17 protein-coding genes are annotated in these 18585 nt (G+C 68.4%); 9 read left to right on the top strand and 8 right to left on the bottom strand.

Translation table 11 applies throughout. From position 1 onward, the window contains the following. Nucleotides 1-35 precede the first annotated feature (35 nt). Genes ACNS84_RS00180 through ACNS84_RS00165 form a run of 4 tightly spaced genes read right to left on the bottom strand, consistent with a single transcriptional unit; the run spans nt 36 to nt 3475 of the window. Nucleotides 36-1052 carry a hypothetical protein gene (locus ACNS84_RS00180; RefSeq protein ID WP_435072833.1) on the bottom strand — a complete coding sequence of 339 codons (1017 nt, stop codon included), beginning with the start codon at nt 1050-1052 and terminating at the stop codon, nt 36-38. Further along, entirely contained in the window at nt 1049-2176 is a 1128-nt protein-coding gene (locus tag ACNS84_RS00175; RefSeq protein ID WP_435072832.1) for a glycosyltransferase family 4 protein, read from the bottom strand. Before ACNS84_RS00175 ends, ACNS84_RS00180 begins: the two co-directional genes overlap by 4 nt. Further along, nucleotides 2173-2550, bottom strand: coding sequence for a 6-pyruvoyl trahydropterin synthase family protein (locus ACNS84_RS00170; protein WP_435072831.1), 378 nt, complete (start codon nt 2548-2550; stop codon nt 2173-2175). Before ACNS84_RS00170 ends, ACNS84_RS00175 begins: the two co-directional genes overlap by 4 nt. 55 nt (nt 2551-2605) lie before the next feature. Next, nucleotides 2606-3475 (bottom strand): alkaline phosphatase family protein, encoded by an 870-nt coding sequence (locus ACNS84_RS00165; RefSeq protein ID WP_435073766.1) that lies wholly within the window; start codon nt 3473-3475, stop codon nt 2606-2608. Between the two features lie 158 nt (nt 3476-3633). Between ACNS84_RS00165 and ACNS84_RS00160 the strand changes: the two genes are divergently transcribed. The 3 genes from ACNS84_RS00160 to ACNS84_RS00150 all read left to right on the top strand — a co-directional run bounded on the left by ACNS84_RS00160 (nt 3634) and on the right by ACNS84_RS00150 (nt 7024). Next, nucleotides 3634-5631 (top strand): aldo/keto reductase, encoded by a 1998-nt coding sequence (locus tag ACNS84_RS00160; RefSeq protein WP_435072830.1) that lies wholly within the window; start codon nt 3634-3636, stop codon nt 5629-5631. Nucleotides 5632-5700: 69 nt separating this feature from the next. Next, complete coding sequence (locus ACNS84_RS00155; protein ID WP_435072829.1) at nt 5701-6087, top strand: DUF7475 family protein; 387 nt, start codon at nt 5701-5703, stop codon at nt 6085-6087. A 169-nt stretch (nt 6088-6256) separates the two neighbouring features. After that, nucleotides 6257-7024: a CDP-alcohol phosphatidyltransferase family protein gene (locus ACNS84_RS00150; protein ID WP_435072828.1), complete on the top strand. Its 768-nt coding sequence runs from the start codon at nt 6257-6259 to the stop codon at nt 7022-7024. A 10-nt stretch (nt 7025-7034) separates the two neighbouring features. On the opposite strand, the gene ACNS84_RS00145 is transcribed toward ACNS84_RS00150, so the two are convergent. The 4 genes from ACNS84_RS00145 to ACNS84_RS00130 all read right to left on the bottom strand — a co-directional run bounded on the left by ACNS84_RS00145 (nt 7035) and on the right by ACNS84_RS00130 (nt 10456). Further along, nucleotides 7035-8060, bottom strand: a complete 1026-nt coding sequence (locus ACNS84_RS00145) for a zinc-dependent alcohol dehydrogenase (RefSeq protein ID WP_435072827.1) — start codon at nt 8058-8060, stop codon at nt 7035-7037. A gap of 194 nt (nt 8061-8254) precedes the next feature. After that, a complete protein-coding gene (gene ftsZ / locus ACNS84_RS00140; RefSeq protein ID WP_435072826.1) occupies nt 8255-9469 on the bottom strand; it encodes a cell division protein FtsZ in 1215 nt (404 codons plus the stop codon). 4 nt (nt 9470-9473) lie between these two features. Further along, a complete protein-coding gene (cdrS, locus tag ACNS84_RS00135) occupies nt 9474-9653 on the bottom strand; it encodes a transcriptional regulator CdrS (protein WP_004595187.1) in 180 nt (59 codons plus the stop codon). Nucleotides 9654-9862: 209 nt separating this feature from the next. After that, nucleotides 9863-10456 (bottom strand): double zinc ribbon domain-containing protein, encoded by a 594-nt coding sequence (locus tag ACNS84_RS00130; RefSeq protein WP_435072825.1) that lies wholly within the window; start codon nt 10454-10456, stop codon nt 9863-9865. A gap of 179 nt (nt 10457-10635) precedes the next feature. On the opposite strand from ACNS84_RS00130, the gene ACNS84_RS00125 reads away from it, so the two are divergent. From ACNS84_RS00125 to ACNS84_RS00100, 6 genes are all read left to right on the top strand, one after another. Beyond that, a complete protein-coding gene (locus ACNS84_RS00125; protein ID WP_435072824.1) occupies nt 10636-11034 on the top strand; it encodes a DUF7518 family protein in 399 nt (132 codons plus the stop codon). A 24-nt stretch (nt 11035-11058) separates the two neighbouring features. Next, nucleotides 11059-14646, top strand: a complete 3588-nt coding sequence (gene smc / locus ACNS84_RS00120; RefSeq protein WP_435072823.1) for a chromosome segregation protein SMC — start codon at nt 11059-11061, stop codon at nt 14644-14646. After that, nucleotides 14639-15604 (top strand): segregation/condensation protein A, encoded by a 966-nt coding sequence (locus ACNS84_RS00115; RefSeq protein ID WP_435072822.1) that lies wholly within the window; start codon nt 14639-14641, stop codon nt 15602-15604. The genes smc and ACNS84_RS00115 overlap by 8 nt, the downstream gene beginning before the upstream one ends. Nucleotides 15605-15691: 87 nt before the next feature. Beyond that, entirely contained in the window at nt 15692-16387 is a 696-nt protein-coding gene (locus ACNS84_RS00110) for a phosphoribosyltransferase (RefSeq protein WP_435072821.1), read from the top strand. A gap of 9 nt (nt 16388-16396) precedes the next feature. Continuing rightward, a complete protein-coding gene (locus ACNS84_RS00105; protein ID WP_435072820.1) occupies nt 16397-17038 on the top strand; it encodes an HD domain-containing protein in 642 nt (213 codons plus the stop codon). A gap of 155 nt (nt 17039-17193) precedes the next feature. Beyond that, nucleotides 17194-18579: an FAD-dependent oxidoreductase gene (locus ACNS84_RS00100; RefSeq protein ID WP_435072819.1), complete on the top strand. Its 1386-nt coding sequence runs from the start codon at nt 17194-17196 to the stop codon at nt 18577-18579. The last annotated feature ends 6 nt before the right edge of the window (nt 18580-18585 follow it).

Genomic DNA, 18585 nt, shown 5'->3' with positions numbered 1-18585 from the left:
CGTCGATCGGCCGTCGCCGTCCGGTCGACTCCCGGTCAGACGTCGCCGTCGACCCCGCCGAGCAGGTCGAGCTGGTGGGTGAGGTAGACGAGCTCGCCGGTTTCGAGCTGTCGCCGCCGCTCGGCGAGCCACGCGTCGAGCTCGGCGGCCGAGAGCGATCCTTCGCCCCCAGTAGCAATTATCTCGCCGACCGCCTCCTCGACGGTGCCGAGGATGTGTCGAAGGAAGAACGCCTCGTCGGCCGGGTAGCCGGCCTCGCCGTGAACGGCGCCGACGACCCAGTCGGAGCCGGCGACGCCGAGGAGCGAGGCGCCCTTGATCGCGCGGAGCCGCGCGAGCGCCGCGCCGCCGGCGCGGCTGTTTCCGCCCGGTTTCTCGTCCATGTGACGGTGGTACAGTCGCTCTATCGCACGGTCGCCCGGCTGCGACGGACGGAAGCGAGTCCCGCCGTCGAAGGTGATCGGGAAGTAGTACGTCCCGCCGGGCGCGAGCGCATCGAGCACGGTCTCGAGGCCCTCCAGATCGAGGACGTCGAGTAGCGCCATCCCGATCAGGGCGTCCGACGCGCCCGCGTGCTCCGCGGCGTACGAGACCGCGTCGGCAGCGACCGCCTCGACCGTGACGGCCCGCGCGTCGGTCTCGACGACGAGCGCGTTCGTCTCCTCACCGTCGGTGAATTCGCTTGTATCTTCGACAGAGACCGACTCTCCCCGCTCCGATGCCCACTCGCGGAGGAACGGGGCGACGCCGGCGAGCGCGTCGGTGTCGCGGTCGACGGCGACGTACCGCGTCTCGCCCGGCGGAAGCACCTCCCACTCGATCAGGCGGGCGATCATCGTGCCTATCCCGGCCCCGACCTCCAGCACGCGGAGCGGCCCGTCGACCGCGGCGGCGCGGTCGGTGAGTCGCTCCCGGAGGCGTTCGACGAGGCGGCGGTCGAGCGCCCGATCGTCGACGGTCCGCTTCGCGCGGAGATAGCGCCGGAAATCGTCGGCGTCGTCCGCGATGGCGTCGGCGGCGTCGCCGCGCCCAGAGGGACCGTCCCCCGTCACGTCGCCACCTCCGGTTCGAGGGCGTCGGCCGCGCTCGCGACGTCGGCGAGAAGTCGGCGAACGCGAGCCGTCGACTCCGCCCACCCCGGGTGGCGCTCGTACCGACGCCTGGCCGCGCGGCCCATCTGGGCGAGTCGGTCGGGGTCGGCCGCGAAACCGTCGAGCGCGCGAGCGACGGCGTCCGGGTCGTCCGGGTCCACGAGGACGCCCGTTTCGCCGTCCGTGACCGTCTCGTTTGCGCCGCCCGCCCGCGAGGCAATCGCCGGGAGCCCGAAGCTCATCCCCTCCAAGTAGACGATACCGAAGCCCTCGTACCGAGAGGGGACGGCGAGGACGTGACTCGCGCGGAGGATGTCGCCGAGCTCGGCGTCCGACAGCCGACCGGCGAACCGGACTCGGTCCCCGATCCCGCGTTCGCGAACCAGTCGCCGGACGTCGGCGACGTGAGACTCGTCGACCGCCCGTCCGACGACGGTGAGGTCGACGGCGCAGTCGGCGCGAGCCACGCCCTCGACGAGCGTGTCGAGCCCCTTCCGCGGTGCGAGGTTACCGACGAACGCGACTCGGAGGGGTCCGGAGTCGGAGGCGGCGGCCGAGCGGTGGCTCGATTCGCCGCCGAGCGATGCGGCCCGCGCCGTGATGTCGGCGTCGGCTATCGCGGGGTCGAACCGATCGCCGGCCGGCGGGGCGACGACGCTCGATCCGGGGTCGACGCCGAGGGCGGAGACGGCGTCGCGGGTCGCCGCGCTGTTGCAGACGACGCCGTCGACGCTCGCGAGGTATCGTCGTTCGACGGCGCGGTACAGCGGGGTGAGCCGCCGGCCCTCGCTCGCGCGGAGGTGGTGGACGACTCCCACGATCGGATACGGCAGGTCGCGGTTGTGCCCGACGAGCGAGGGGTGTGCCAACTCGTCTTGGAGCATCACGTCGACGTCGACGCGGAGGCGCTCGCGGAACCGCGGGTGCGCGCTGTCGAGCAGCCCGCGCGGGTACGACCGCCACGGGAGTTCGACGACCTCGACGGTGTCACCGGCCCGGCGGAGCCCCTCGACGAGCTTCCGGTCGTAGCGGAATCCCCCGGACTGCTCGTCGAGGCTCCCGTACAGCGTGAGCCCGACCTTCATACCGGCGCGTCGTAGGTCGCGGCGGCCGTCTCGTCCTCCCAGACCGTCACGGCCAACTCGGTGGCGGTCTCGTCGGTCACCGCGTCGGTCACCCGTTCGAAGATCACCCGGGCGAAGCGCTCGACGCTGGGGTTGTCGCCCTCGAACTCAGGGAGGTCGTTGAGCAGCGCGTCGCGGTAGCGGTCCGCGAGGTCGGCGAGCGCCGCCTCGGCGTCGTCGATGTCGACGAGGTAGTCGTACTCGTTCAGCGCCGGGCCGCGAAAGGTCAGTTCCACCTCGAAGTGGTGCGAGTGGGGCACGCCTTCGGGGCCGGGATCGGGCACCGTGAGGTAGTGCTGGGCTACGAAGTCCGTCAGGACCGTCGTCGCGTACATGCACGGATCCACGGATGCGACGCACCTAAATCCGGAGGGAACGGGAGGCGTTCCCTCACAGGTAGCCGAGCGCTTCGAGTCGCTCCCGCTCGTCCGTCTCGCCGTGCACCCGGCTCACGGGCAGCGGTTCCGGGGGCTTGAGTTCGGGATCGCGGGTGCGAGCGTCGACCCCCGTCGCCTCGGCCCACGGCACGGCGAGCAGCGCGGGCACCGGGGTGTGCATGGGGTGGCCGTACAGTCCCCACTCACCGAAGAGGTTGCCGTGGTCGGCGGTGATCGCGACGCGTCCGTCGACGTTGTCGACGAGCGCGGCGACCTCCGGAAGGACGTGCCGGAGGTTCGCCTCGTAGGCCCGCCAGACGCGCTCGACCGAGACCTCGCCGCGACGGAGCAGGACCCACGGGTTGCCCTCGTTGCTGTGGCTCCCCGTCCGAGCCAGCCCGTCGTCGCCGTCGAGGGGGTCAGGGACGAACGGGTGGTGCGGCTGCATGTAGTGGACGACGAGGCGCTCCGGGTCTCGCTCGCGGGCGAGCGCGACGGCGCGGTCGGTGATCGCGCGCGCCGGCACGGTACCGACAGCGTCGTCCCACGCGTACTTCCACACCTCGTCGAGCGCGGCGAAGGCGTCGGCGTCGAGGTAGCGGTCGGTCCACGTGTTGCCGGTCACCATGGCGGTTCGCGCCGTCTCGGGGTGATCGAGGAAGGTGTTCTCCAGCCACTCCGAGGAGGAGCTCCCGACCGATCGGACCGTCTCGACGGCGTCGAGGAAGTCGAAGTCGGGCGCGACCGTGCGAAACAGGTCGGCCCGACAGGCGTCGAGGACGACGAGGACGTCCCACTCACGGTCGAAGACGTTCGTTCCGTAGTGCAACCGCCGACCGATCGCCTGCAGCGTGCGCAGGTAGGCGGTCCCGAGGCGGCCCATTCCCGGCTCCGTCACGACTGTCAGTTGGCGTGAGCCGACTAAACCGCTCCGGCGGAGCGCGGGTCGATGAACGGTCCGAAGACGACGCGAGCGCTGGCACCCCGACGTCGACCGATTCCCGTCGGGACACCTATACGTCTCGCTGACCCGGTACGATCGTGAACTGTCTGTTCGTCGGGGCCGGGTCGATCGCACCGGAGTACGCCGCCGGGCTGTCCGGAAGTTCGCTGTCGCTCGCCGGCGTCGTCGACCTCGACGGAGACCGCGCCGCGTCGCTCGCCGCGCCGCACGACTGCCCGTCGTTCACCGACTTGGAGGCGGCGTTCGACGCGGTCGACGCGCCGCTCGTGGTGAACCTGACGAGCCACGCCGCTCACGCGCCGGTGACGCGGACCGCCCTCTCGGCCGACCGCCACGTCTACTCGCAGAAGCCGCTCGCGCTCGACGCAGACGAGGCGGGAGCGCTGGTGGCGCTCGCTCGCGAGCGGGACCTCGCCCTCGGGTGCGCGCCCGGGACGCCGCGAGCGCCCACCCAGCGTCGCGCAGGCCGACTCCTCTCTGACGGCCGCCTCGGCCCCGTGGGGTTGGGGTACGCCCACGCCCACGTCGGTCGCGTGACCGACTGGCACGACCGCCCCGACTCGTTCCTCGATATCGGTCCGCTGTACGACGGTGCGGTGTATCCGCTCGCGCTGCTGGTGTCGTGGTTCGGTCCGGTCGAGCGCGTCCGCGTGGCCGACGCCCTCGACGTCTGGCCCGAACGAGAGGAGCGGCGGCCCTCGACGCCGAGCCACGTCGAGGCGACGCTGGCGTTCGCGGCGGGCCCCACCGTCAGGCTGACCGCGAGCTTCTACGCCCCTCATCGGAGCCGCGAGTTCTACGGGTTGGAGCTTCACGGCGACGACGGCTCGCTCTACCTGAAGGGCACCGGCGCGATGGATGACGACCGCGAGAGCGTTCGGTTCGGCCGGGTCGGACGGGAGTACGTAAGCGCGCCGCCGGACGCACCGACGGCCCCGTACGAGTACGTCGACGCCGTCGAGCGCCTCGCCGCGACGGTCGAGGCGGGGTCGCCGTCGCGGGCGGGCGGGCGCCGCGGCGCGCACGTCGTCGCCGTCTGCAACGCGATTGAGACCGCCGCCGAAGACGGGGGGCCGATCGCTGTCGACGACCACGGAGCGACTGCCGACCCACCGCCGGCGCCGATTGTCAGGCCAACGGCGTCGGACCGAAGCGTCGCGAGCGACGGAGAGAAGCCCCGAATCGGCACGAGTGCGGTCCGACTCCCCGCGGTCGGCTTCGGCTGCTCACGCTATCGCGACGGGGAGTACGTCGAGCGCGCCGACTCGGTTGCGACCGCACTCGACGCCGGCTACCGCCTCCTCGATACCGCGGAGTTGTACGGCAACGAGCATCGGATCGGGGAGTTGCTCGCCGCGCCGGGAGCGCCGGACCGCGAGCGCGTGTTCCTGCTCGGGAAAGCGTGGCGTACCAGCCACCGCCGCGAGCACCTGTTGGCCGCCTGCGCGGGCAGCCGCGAGGAGTTGGGGATCGACGCGTTCGACTGCTACGCGCTCCACTGGCCCACAGCGCTCGAACACCGCGGCGAGTTGAACCGACTGGCAGAAAAGCCGGTCACGCGACAGGAGGCGCTCACCTTTCCCGAGGGCGAGGACGGCGAACTCGCGACCGACGACGTGTCACTCGCGACGGCGTGGCGGAACCTGGAGGCCGTCCACGAGAAGGGGTGGGCGCGGACGCTCGGAATCTGTAACGTCTCACGGACGCAGCTGGAGACCGTGCTGGAGACGGGGTCGATCGACCCGGCGCTCGTGCAGGTGGAGCGGCATCCGTACCGGCCCCGGACAGACCTCGTCGAGTTCTGTCGCGAGCGCGGGATCCGCGTCGTCGCCCACTCGCCACTGTCGGCGTCTGGGCTCCTCGACGAGCCCGTTTTGAGTGAGATCGGTGCGGAGCGCGGGCTCTCGCCCGCCGAGGTCGTCGTCGCGTGGAACGTCTCCCAGGGAGTCGTCCCGATCCCGTCGAGCACCGCCGAGTCGCACGTCGTCTCGAACCTCGCCGCCGGGAGCGAACGACTGTCGGTCGGCGAGATCGCACGCGTCGACGCGCTGTGCGACCCCGACTTCGAGCGATAGGCGGCCGGGATCGAACGGGCAAACCGATTTGGTCGGTATTTCTATGTGATGGAAGCGCGTCTGTGCGGTATGGCAACGACTGAATCACAACAGTCCGCAATCGACATCGGCTCGCTCGACGGCCTCCACTGGGTAGGCATCGTCGCAGCGCTAGTTACCGCCGTCGTCCACCTCCGTCTCGGTCTGGGAGGGCTCCCGTTGCCGCTGCGGATCAGCTTCCTTCTCGCCGGATTCGGCTTCCTCGGCGCGATCGTACTGGTGTTGCTCGACTACCGCCGGCGCACGGTGTACGCCGTCGGGATACCCTTCACGCTCATTCAGATCGTGTTGTGGTACGTCATCAACTTCGCGGGCGGACCGAAGTCGTTCCCGGCCGACGTAGGGACGCTCGGAGCCATCGACAAGATCGCGCAGGTCGTGTTGATCCTCGTGCTGATCGCCCTCTTGCGCCGGTAACCGTGCCGTCGCGGAATCGCCACCGGCGTCACGCGCGTCCCCCCGAGACGAACGACGCGGGTGTAAATGACGTATCCCGACCCGTAAACGCGGTGTTCCTCGATGTAAACCCGATAGCGCCGGCGACCGTAAACACCGTTGCGTTCGGGCGGCGGAAGGCGACGGACAGATGACCGAGACCCTCCAGCGACGGTCCGTGCGCGTGGGAGTCGGCGTCGGGCTCCCGCTCCTCGCTGCGATCGCGCTCGTCGTCCTCCTGGTCCGGCTGTTCCCCGCGGACGCGACGGGGCGATGGGGGCTCTCTCCGGCCGTCGTCGCCGGCGGCGTCTGGGCCGGCCAGCTCTGGTACGTCGGATTTCGGCTCGATCCCGGACGGCTGAACGGCGCCTTCTGGCGGCGGCTGTTCGGGCTGGCGAACGCGGTCACGCTCGTTCGGGGGGCCCTGTACGCGGTCGTCGCCGGATTCGTCGTCGTCCCGTCGTCGACGACGCTCGTGTGGGTGCCGGCGCTGTGTTACGGGGTCGGCGTCGCCCTCGACAGTCTGGACGGAACCGTCGCCAGGACGGTCGGCCGGGAGACAGAGATCGGCCGCCGGCTCGACATGGCGTTCGACACGTTCGGATTCGTCGCCGCGCCGCTGGTGGCGGTGTTGTGGGGACTGCTTCCGGCGTGGTATCTCGCGCTCTCCGCCGCGCGCTACGTCTTCCGCGGAGCGGTCTGGCTGCGGCGCGTCCGCGGACTGCCCGTGGGCGACCTCCCCGACAGCGACCTCGGGAGGTACCTCGCTGGTGTCCAGATGGTCTTCGTGACCGTCGCGCTCGTGCCACCGGTGCCGACGGACGTCGTCTGGACGCTCGCCCCCCTCGTGCTCGCCCCGTCGCTGGCCGTGTTTACGCGGGACTACCTCTTCGTCAGCGGACGGCTGCCGCGTCGTTGACGGCGGTGGATCACGAGTACTCGAGGATCACTTGGATCGGCGCGCCGGACGTCGAGTCGAGCAGTTCGTACGCCTCCGACGCGCGCTCGAAGGGGATCCGGTGGGTGATCAGCTCGTCGGCGGGGATCCAGTCGAGGCGGTCGAGCGCCGCACTCATCCGCCGGTTGCGGTCCCAGCGACCGCGCAGCTCCGGGCTAATCGTCGACACCTGACTGGAGGTGATGTCGATGCGGTCGCGGTGGAACCGCCCGCCGAGGTCGATCGGCTCGCGTTTGGTCCCGTACCACGACCCGACGACGATCCGCGCGTCGTAGCCGACGACTCCGATCGCGTCGTCGAGCGCGCTCGGCTGGCCCGAGAGCTCGATCGCGAGGTCGAAGCCGTCGACGGCGGCATTCGCACCGTCTGCGTCGTTCGCGGCGGAAGCGCCGACCTCGGCCGGCGTCACCGTGCGGTCGGCCCCGAGCTTCGCGGCGAGCGTCCGCCGCCGTTCGATCGGATCGACGACGACGAGCGACTCCAGCGGGAACGCGGCCAGTAGCCGGGTAACGCAAAGGCCGATCACGCCGGCGCCGAACACGACGACTCGCTCCCCGAGTCGAGGGGCAGCGTCGAGGACGACGTTCGTCGCGGTCTCGACCGAGGGGAGCAGCGAGCCGGCGGCCGGCGTCGTCTCCGGCGGGAGCGCGACGACCGAGTCGGGAGGGACGCAGAAGCTCGTCTGGTGCGGGGCGAAGGCGAACACCGACCGACCCGCCCAGTCGGGGTCGACGTCGTCGCCGACCTCGCGGACGACGCCGCTCGCCGCGTATCCGTACCGAAGCGGGTACGAGAGGTCGCCGTTGAGCGCGTCGAGCGTCTCGTCGGCGGGGAGGTCGTCCGGGGTCTGGTCGCGGTAGACGAGCAGCTCCGTCCCGGCACTTATCGCCGATGCACGGGTGTCGACGAGCAGCTCGTCGTCGTCCGGCGGGCCCACGGTGGTCTCTCGGACCTCGACGGTCTCCGGAGCCGTGAAGTAGAGCGCGGCGTCGGTCATCGGGTGACGGGCCCGGCCCGGTCTCGGTCGGCGCCTGTGGCATCGCCCGGGCGTCGGATCGGCTGGTGGCGTGACACGTGGAGACACAGACACCGTGCGATGTTAAGTCCTCGCGCCGGCTGGCGAAGCGAAGGCGGAGTCATAAAAGCAAGAGTCGATACGACGGTCCGGTGACGGTCTCGTCGACGGGAGGATTACCGAATGACGTCGAGACCGTTGTTCTGCTCGGGCCGCTCGGTGCCGCCGTCGGACTCCCAGGAGCCGCGGTCGGCGCCGCCAGAGGCCGTCGCGCCGGCGGTACCGTTCGTCTCGGCCGCGCGGGAGCGGGAATCGTCGAAGTCGTCGCCGTTGACCGCGGCGCGGGACTTATCGGCCTGCTTCTGCGTCGAGGGGCCGAGCACCTGCGCGCTCTGGACGCCCGTCATGATCGCCATGACGCGGACCTTCCCCTTGTACTCGTCCTGGATGCGGGCGCCCCAGATCACGTTGGCGCTCGCCTCCAGCCGTTCGGTGATGTTGTTCGCGATGCCCTCGGCCTCCTTCAGCGTGAGGTCCGGACCGCCCGTGATGTGGACGAGTCCGCCGGAGGCTCCGCGGTAGTCGACGTCCAAGAGCGGGTGGTTCATCGCGTCGTTGACCACCTCTTGGGTCTTGTTCTTGTCTTGGGTCTCGCCGACGAGCATCACCGCGACGCCGCCCTGGTTCATGATGGTGGACATGTCGGCGTAGTCCAGGTTGATGAGGCTCGGCTGGGTGATCGTCTCGGAGATCCCCTTCACCGTCTCCGCGATGATCTGGTCCATCACGGAGAACGCCTTCCCGATCGGCAGGTTCGGCACGTAATCCAGCAGTCTGTTATTGTCGAGGACGATGATCGAGTCGGCCTCGTTCCGGAGCGATTCGAGTCCCTCCTCGGCCTTGACCGTGCGGGCGCGCTCGACGTTGAACGGCGTCGAGACCATCCCGACGACGATCGCTCCCTGGTCTTTGGCAATCTTCGAGACGACCGGCGCCGCACCGGTGCCGGTGCCGCCTCCCATCCCAGCGGTGACGAAGACGAGGTCTGCGTCGCCGAGTACCTCCTTGATCGTTCCCTGGGCCATCTCGGTCGCTCGCTCGCCCATCTTGGGGTCGCCGCCGGCGCCAAGCCCCTGCGTGAGCGACTTGCCCACGAGGATCTTGGTGTCGGCCTCGATCATCTTGAGGTGCTGTTTGTCCGTGTTGATCGCGACGGTGTCGGCGCCGTCCACGCCGATGTTGTACAGCCGGTTGATCGTGTTGTTCCCGGCGCCGCCGGCACCGACGATGACGATTCGGGGGTCCCCGAACTCGTCGTCGTCCATGTCGACGTCCATGTCGCGCTTCTCCGCTTCCGCGTTGTCGAGTGCGTCCTGAACGAGATCTTGCATCCGTTTACACCTTCGCCCAGTTGCGGTTGCGGCCGCGCTCGTCGCGCTCGCCGTCCTGTTCGTTCAACATGTCGCGGACGGCCGACCGGATCGCCTCGCTCCGGTTCGGAAATTCACCCGTCTCGACCATCTGTTCGACCTCGTCAATTTGCTGTTTCGGGATTCGTAGTGTCACACGCTCCATTGTATTCCCCCGGTAAGACGGCAGCACGCGACGCGTGTGTCTTACAGCAATGGCCTCGTTACCGACGAGATGTCCCGTCGCGGCCAGTCGCTGTAAGACGACCGTCTTACGCAGTTGTAATCACCAATGCTACATTTATAAAACTACCGGCGAACGTAAGACAGAACTTGGTTATGCCGAATACGGACACCAGAGGCGGTAAGATCTCGTTATCTGTCGTTCAAGACGTCCGCGGCGGGGGTTCGGCGGCCGCAGCCGGGGCAGAACGCCCAATCGGTCCGAAGCTCGTCACCGCACTCGCAGAACGCCCGGTGAGATTGCTTCTCTCCGCAATTCGGGCAGTACACGTGCTCTCCGGGGACGTTCTCGCCGCAACCGCCACAGACGCGTTCGCCGCTGGGCACGTCCGGTGGCGTATTACGACCCTCCGTATGGGCGTCCGTCGCCGTCTCCCGCGCGAGGCTCGCGTCCGCCGAAGCGGCGTCAGGCGCGTCGAGAGAGACGTTGAGGTTGACTTCCGCCGGCGGTGCGGGCGCATACGTCGCGTCGGACGACCCGAGTCGGCCATCGAGGCGCGCGTGCAACGCGTCGTCGAGTCGATCGGCGATCAGTTCGTCGACGCGCTCTGCAAGCGCAGCGTCGACCGTCGCGTCGGCGGCTCCAGCCGCGTTGTCGGCCGTTGACTCCGTCTCGTCGCTGAGATGCGTACGGAGTGCCTCCCGCATCACCTCGCTCTTGGAGGCGTCACACGCTTCCAGCCGCTCGACGAGGTCGTCGTCGGCCCGGAAGGTGATCTTGCTCATACGGTATACATAATCATCGTAATACAAGTATCTTCCCCCGGATATCGGCCGATAGTAGTACGACGTTTCAGCCCCCGGAAATGTGTGCCTAAATCGACCGATTCGGGGGAGATCATGTGAATTGGTCACACGTGTGTCTGACGCAGATTTATACGGCCCGCGTGGGCATACGTGTGTATATGAGTAACCGCGTCGAGGATCTCGAACGACAGGTCGCGGAGTTGCAGGCGGCGGTCAACGGGCTCACGGAGGAGCTGGTGGAAATGAAAGAGCGCGTCCGACAGGTGGAGGACGCACAGGAAGTGTCGGTGACGGCCGCCGCGGACGAGGGGGCCGCCGAACAGGAGCCGAGCGAACCGGCCGACGCGTCGGGCGGCGAGACGCGGACCCACTCCGACGATCACGTCGAGGTCGTCCAACGGACCGGCGGAAGCGCCGACGCCGAGACCGGTGGGGCCGGAGACGGCGACGAGATGGTCGTCCCCGAGCAGGAGGCGACGACGCCGGACGCCGAGGCCGGCGAGTCGGAGGCAGCGGGCGACGACGAGGAGTCGGACAGCGACATCATCGTCGCGTAATCCGACTTCAGGTTCCCGCGCCACATGCACATTACTGAAGTCGTTCTGGACGGATTCAAGAGCTTCGGGCGAACCACGAGGATACCCTTCTACGACGACTTCACCGTCGTCACGGGACCGAACGGCTCAGGCAAGTCGAACATCATCGACGGGGTCCTCTTCGCGCTCGGGCTGGCACGTACCCGCGGGATCAGAGCGAAGAAGCTCACCGACCTGATCTACAACCCCGGCCACGACGGCGGCGAGGACGCTGGCGGGCCGAAGGAGGCCTCGGTGACGGTCGTGCTCTCGAACGAGGACGGGACGATCGACCGGTCGCAGGTCGTCTCCGCGGCCGGGACGGACAACGTCGGCGACGTCTCCGAGATCACGATCAAGCGCCGGGTCAAGGAGACCGAGGACAACTACTACTCGTACTACTACCTCAACGGGCGCTCAGTGAACCTCTCGGACGTACAGGACCTGCTCGCGGCCGCCGGCGTCACCCCGGAGGGGTACAACGTCGTGATGCAGGGCGACGTCACCGAGATCATCAACATGACCCCCTATCAGCGGCGGGGGATCATCGACGAGATAGCGGGCGTCGCCGAGTTCGACGAGAAGAAGGAGGCTGCGTACGAGGAACTGGAGACGGTCGAAGAGCGGATCGGGGAGGCCGACCTCCGGGTCGGCGAGAAGCAGGACCGGCTCGATCAGCTGGCCGACGAGCGCGAGACGGCCCTCCAATACCAGGAGTACCGCGACGAACTGGAGGAATACCGCGGCTTCCTCAAGGCCTCCGAACTGGAGGAAAAGCGCGAGACGCTCACCGACGTCGAAGACGAGATCGGCGAGGCGGAAGCCGACCTCACCGAACTCCGCACGGAGCTCGACGCCAGACAGGGGAAGCTCACCCGACTGGAAGAGGATCTGGCCGACCTCAACCACGAGATCGAGACGAAGGGCGAAGACGAGCAGATCCAGATCCGCTCGGAGATCGAGGAGGTCAAAGGCGAGATATCGCGGCTCGAAGACAAGATCGAGGCGGCGGAGGAACGCGCCGCCGAGGCGGAGACGAAGCGGCGGGACGCGTTCGTCCAGATCGACCGGAAGGAGGAGACGATAGAGGAACTGGAGTCGGAGATCCGCGAGGCGAAAGTCGAGAAGGCCTCGGTCAAGTCCGAGATAGCGACGAAGCGGTCGGAGCTGGCGGACGTCGAGGGCGAAATCGAGGGCGCCGACACCGAGTTCGACGAGCTGAAAGCCGAGCTCGCGGAGAAGAAAGAGGCGATCGAATCACTCCGCGAGAAGAAAAACGAGAAGCAACGCGAGAAGGACCGGCTGCTCGACGAGGCGCGCCGACGCTCGAACGCGGTGAGCGAGGCGCGGACAGAGCTAGACGAGGCCCACGAGTCGCTGCCGGAGCACAAAGCGCGGATCTCCGAGCTCCACAGCGAACTCGACAAGGCGAGGAAGAACGAGGAGACGATCGAGGAGGTCGTCGCGGACCTCTTCTCCGAGAAGGCCGAGAAAAGCGAGCGGCTGGAGGGAATCGCGGACGACCTCCGCGAGAAGCAGAACGAGTACGCCAAGCTGGAGGCCGCCGCCGACCAGCGCGGCGACACGTCGTGGCCCCGCGCGGTCACCGAAGTGAAGAACGGCGGCATCGACGGGGTCCACGGCGCGGTCGGCGAGCTTGGGTCGGTCGCGGCCGAGTACGCGGAGGCGTGCGAGACGGCCGCCGGCGGTCGGCTCGCGAACGTCGTGGTCGACGACGACGGCGTCGGCTCGACGTGCATCGACTACCTCAAGCGGCGGAACGCGGGGCGGGCGACGTTCCTCCCGATCACGAAGATGGACGACCGCAGCCTGCCGCGGACGCCCTCGCTGCCGGGCGTCGTGGACTTCGCGCGGAACCTCGTGGAGTACGACTCGGCGTACGCCTCGATCTTCTCGTACGTGCTCGGGTCGACGCTCGTCGTCGAAGATATGGACACCGCCCGCGACCTGATGGGCGACTACCGGATGGTCACCCTCGACGGCGACCTCGTCGAGAAGTCCGGCGCGATGACCGGGGGGTCCGGCGGGGGGTCGCGGTACGCGTTCACCAAGTCCGGCGGCGGAAAGCTCGAACGGCTCGCGACGGAGATCTCGGACCTGGAAGACGAGCGACAGTCGCTCCAGGCCGAGATCGACGAGCTGGAAGCCGACATCGACGACGCCCGCGATCGGAAGTCCGACGCCGCGGAGCGCGTCCGCTCGCTGGAGGCCGACGTCGAGCGCGCCGAGGACGACCTCGCGGACGCCGAAGATCGCATCGACGAGTTGGAGGCGGAGCTGGAGGAGTTGGAGGCCGAGCGCGAGTCCGTCGACGAGGAGATGAGCGGTCTCGACGCGGAGCTCGAGGAGCTCGAGGCGGAGATCGCGGAGATCGAGGCCGAAATCGAGGATATCGAGGCGGAGCTCGCCGACTCGAAGATCCCGGAGCTCTCCGAGCGCGCCGACGAGATCCGCGGCGAGATAGCGGATCTGGACGACCGGATGAGTTCGATCGACGGACGACAGAACGAGCTGGAGTTGGAGAAGGGGTACGCCGAGGACGCGGTCGACGAGCTCCACGACACCGTCGAAACGGCGCAGAACCGAAAGGCCGAGGCGGAGGAGGCGGTCTCCGAGCACGAGGCCGCGATCGAGAGGAAGGAAGACGACCTCGCGGAGAAGAAGGAGTCGATCGCCGAGTTGGAGGAGGAGCTCACGGAGCTGAAGGCCGACCGCGAAGACCTCCGCGAGAAGATCAAGGCGGCGACGCGCGAGCGCGACGAACAGCGCTCGCTCGTCGAGAAGGCGGAGTCCGGTCTCGAGGACCTGACCGACCGCCGCGACCGGCTGGCCTGGGAGATCGACGAGCTGGAGTCGCAGGTCGGCGAGTACGACGCCGACGAGATCCCGGACCTCGACGAGGTCGAGTCCCGGATCGAGGAATTGGAGGCCGAGATGACGGCGTTAGAGCCCGTCAACATGCTCGCGATCGACGAGTACGACGAGGTACGGGAGGCGCTCGACACGCTTCAGGAGCGCCGGGACGTCCTCGTCGAGGAGCGCGATGCGATCGCGGAGCGCATCGAGGGGTACGAGGCCGCGAAGAAGGAGACGTTCATGACGACGTTCGAGTCGATCAACGACCACTTCGAGGACATCTTCGCGCGCCTGTCGGCCGGGAGCGGCGAACTCCTCTTGGAGAACCCCGAGGACCCCTTCGAGGAGGGGTTGACGATGAAGGCGCAGCCCGCGGACAAGCCGGTCCAGCGGCTCGACGCGATGAGCGGCGGCGAAAAGTCGCTGACCGCGCTCTCCTTCATTTTCGCCATCCAGCGGCACAATCCCGCGCCGTTCTACGCGCTCGACGAGATCGACGCGTTCCTCGACGCGGTCAACGCCGAGCGCGTCGGCGAGATGATCGAGGAGTTGGCCACGGACGCGCAGTTCGTCGTCGTCGGGCACCGCTCGGCGCTGTTGGAGCGCTCGGACCGCGCCATCGGCGTCACGATGCAGGGCGACAACCTCTCCGCGGTCACCGGGATGCAGTTCGGCGACGACGGCGACGGCGACGAGGAGGTGACCGCGGATGACTGAGCCGCCGGAGTCGGCGGGGGGCGTCCCGGATCTGGACCTGACGAGCGAGCGCGACGGCGGGTCGACGCCGGAGACGCCGGCGGACGACGGACCGGCCCCGATCCACGCCGAGCGCGGTGCGACGGGCGGCGACGGCTTCGGTGAGGCGGACGGCGAAGGCGACGGGAAAGTCGAGCCGGTCGAGCTCCTCGTCCAACTCGCCGAGGATGGAGAGATCGAGCCCTGGGACATCGACATCGTTCAAGTGACGGACGCGTTCCTGGAGCGGCTCGACGAGACGGACCTCCGGACCACGGGGCGGGCGCTGTTCTACGCCAGTGTCCTCTTGCGGATGAAGAGCGACGGCATGCTGGCCGACGACGATGACGACGACGAGGAGCCGGCGCCGGAGCCGTGGGAAGTCGCGATGGAGGGCGGCGCGCCGGACCCCGTCGACGGCGACTTCGACCCGGTCAGCGAGCTGGAGGAAGAGATGGACCGGCGGCTCGACCGGAAGAGCACCCGGGGGTCGCCGGAGACGCTCGACGAACTGGTCCGGGAGCTCCGGGAGGCCGAGCGCGGCACGTGGTGGAAGGACTCTCGCGAGTACGACACCTCGGAGTCGCCGCACGGCTACGCTCGCGGCACGCAGACGCTCGACTACCACACGGGCGACGAGTTCCGGCGCGACGGCGAGCCGACCGCGGGCGAGGCGACCGACCGCACCCACGACGAGGACATCGAGGAGGTCATCGTCCAGATCGACAACGTCCTCCGGACTCACTTCGACCGCGGGCGCACGGAAGTGCTGTTCGCGGAGATCGAGACCGCGGGCGGTCGACCCTTCATGACGTATCTCGCCCTGCTGTTCATGGCGCACCGCGGCTCGGTTCGTCTGCAACAGGACGACTTCTTCGGCGATCTGTGGGTGAAAGACCCCGCGGCGATGACCGGCGAGTCGGAAGCGATCGCGGACTGACTCGGACGCGGCGACGTCGCCAGCCCGAGGGGGTGGCTATCGCCGTTGCTAAACCCTTATGAGCGCGCGGGTGAGAGAGAGGGCCGTATGAGCGATCTCCCGGACGACTTCGACTGTACCCTCACTAACTGGGAGTACATCTACGGGCTCTGCCGCAGCGTCTCGAACGCGGTGAAACGCGCCGACTTCGAGCCGGACATGGTCGTCGCGCTGGCCAGGGGCGGCTGGTTCGCGGGGCGGTGTGTCTGCGACTTTCTCGGACTCAACGACCTGACGAGCCTCAAGATGGAACACTACGTCGGCGCCGCGGAGAAGAGCGGCGAGCCCCAGATCCGCTATCCGATGCCGGAGGGGAGCGTCGAGGGGAAGAACGTCCTGATCATCGACGACATCGCGGACACCGGCGGCTCGATCCGGCGCGCGGAGGAGTACGTCGAGGAGCGCAACGCCGCCGAGATTCGAACCGCAACGCTCCAACTGCTCGGCACCTCCGAGTTCCAGCCGGACTTCGTCGGGGAACAGCTCGAACAGTGGACGTGGGTCGTCTACCCGTGGAACTTCCTCGAGGACATGGTCGACCTCACCGAGGGCGCGATGGAGCGCGCCGAGCAGGCCGTGTTCGACCGGGATGACCTCCGGCACTACCTCGAGGAGTACCACAGCATCGGCCGCATCGAGATGGAAGTCGCCCAACCCGGCCGCCTCGACGAAGTGCTCGAGGAGATGGTCCGCCGCGACGTCGCCGCGCTCGCCGGCGACGGCGCCTGGACCCTCGTCGACTAACCACTCGCGATGGCCGGCGACCGACCGGATTCGATCGCGAGTTCGACCCTCGACGCTCTCCTCGACGCCTACGCGCTCAAGGACGAGCGGCGCACGGGCTGGCAGCTCCGCGGCGTCGAGGACCCCGAGTCGGTGGCCGCGCACGCCTGGGGCGTCGCGTACCTCGTCTTGGCGCTCGGCGACCGCTTTCGCGAGGACCTTCCGGACCTCGACCTCGACCGCGCGCTTCGGCTCGCGGTGGTCCACGACGTCGCCGAGGCGGAGACGGGCGACGTCGCGACCCGCGCCGACACGACCGTCGAAACGCCGGACCCGGACGCCAAGGAAGCGGCGGAACGCGAGGCGATGACAGCTCTCGCCGGCCCGCTCCCCGACCGCGTCCGCGACGCGTGGGAGGCGTACGAGGCCCGCAAGTCGCCGGAGGCGGTCCTGGTCAAGGAGTGCGACCTCCTCGACGTCTGCCTGCAGGCCGTCGTCTACGAGCGCGAGGGTCGGTACGACGCCGCCGTCGGAGACCCGGACGCGTTCCGCGAGTACGACGACCTCGACGAGTTCTTTGCGACGACGGAGCCTCGACTCCAGACCGCCACTGGGACCGCCCTGTTCGACCGGATTCGGGAGCGATACCGGGACGCGCGCGACGGGGCGTAGCGGAACGACTCTGCCCCGATCCGCGCCCGCACGGTACGACGTTCGTCGAACCCTTAAAACGACGACTGTAGCACCGCTACCGCCCGATCAGCGGCGGGAGATAGCAAGACCGTTAACGGGTGAGTTCGTCCCGCGAGTAAGAGCGTTCACCACGCATGTCTGAACACACTGATCTTGTCATCGTCGGCGGAGGAATCAGCGGGGCGTCGCTGCTGTACGCCGTGGCGAAATTCACCGACGTCGACGACGTCACCCTGATCGAGAAGGAGCAAGAGATCGCGGCGGTCAACTCTCATCGCACGAACAACTCGCAGACGCTTCACTTCGGTGACATCGAGACGAACTACACCCGTGAGAAGGCCGAGGAGGTCAAGGAAGGCGCGGAGCTGCTCGCGGGGTATCTGGAGGGGACCGACCCCGACCGCGAGATGCACAGCAAGCGGAGCAAGATGGTGCTCGGCGTCGGCGACGAGGAGGCCGCAAAGCTTGAAGAGCGCTACCACGAGAACGGGTTCGGCGATCTGTTCCCGAAACTCCGCGAGATCGGCCGCGAGGAGATCGCGGAACTGGAGCCGAAGGTCGTCGAGGACCGGGACCCGGACGTGGGGCTCAAGGCGCTCCAGACGCCCGACGGCTACGTCGTCGACTACGGCGCGGTCGCAAAGTCGTTCGTCGACGACGCCCGCGAGGAGGACGGCGTCGCCGTCCACCTCGGCACCGCGGTCGAGAACGTCGACGAGGACCGCGACGGGTTCACCGTCGAGACCGATGACGGCGACTTCGAGGCCGACGCGGTCGTCGTCGCCGCCGGCTCCCACAGCCTCCAGTTCGCCAAGGAGATGGGATACGGCGAGGAGATGTCGCTGCTGCCGGTCGCGGGGAGCTTCTTCCTCGCCGACGACCTGCTGAACGGGAAGGTGTACACGCTACAGATGAAGAAGCTCCCGTTCGCCGCCGTCCACGGCGACGCCGACGTCCACGACCAGGGCGTCACCCGGTTCGGCCCCACGGCGAAGCTCGTGCCCGCGCTCGAGCGCGGCAACCTCTCCACCGTGAGCGACTTCGCCGACGTGTTCGGCTTCTCGCCCGCGTCGGTCCTGAGCTACCTCAACATCCTCTCGGACCGCATCCTGTTCCCCTACGTCGTGCGCAACCTCGTGTACGACATCCCCGAGATCGGCAAGCGCGCGTTCCTCCCTGACGTCCAGAAGGTCGTACCGAGCGTCGACGTCAACGATATCGAGCGCGCGAAGGGGTACGGGGGCGTCCGCCCCCAGATCGTCAACACGGAGACCAAGGAGCTCGACATGGGCGAGGCGAAGATCACCGGCGACGGCGTCCTGTTCAACATCACGCCCTCGCCGGGCGCCTCCACCGCGCTGAAGAACGCGATGACCGACGTGCAGACGGTGCTCGACTTCTTCGACGCCGACCACGAGTTCGACGAGGCGGCGTTCCGCGCGGAGACCATCGAGAACTTCCCGCGCGTCGACGATAGGGCCGAGGCCGAAGCCGAAGCCAAAGCCAAAGCCGACGACTGACGAACG

This window comes from Halorubrum wangae (assembly GCF_051194135.1).
Classification (GTDB): Archaea; Halobacteriota; Halobacteria; order Halobacteriales; family Haloferacaceae; genus Halorubrum.
The sequence above is the reverse complement of the archived record's forward strand: the minus strand, read 5'-3'. Positions and strand labels throughout refer to the sequence as shown.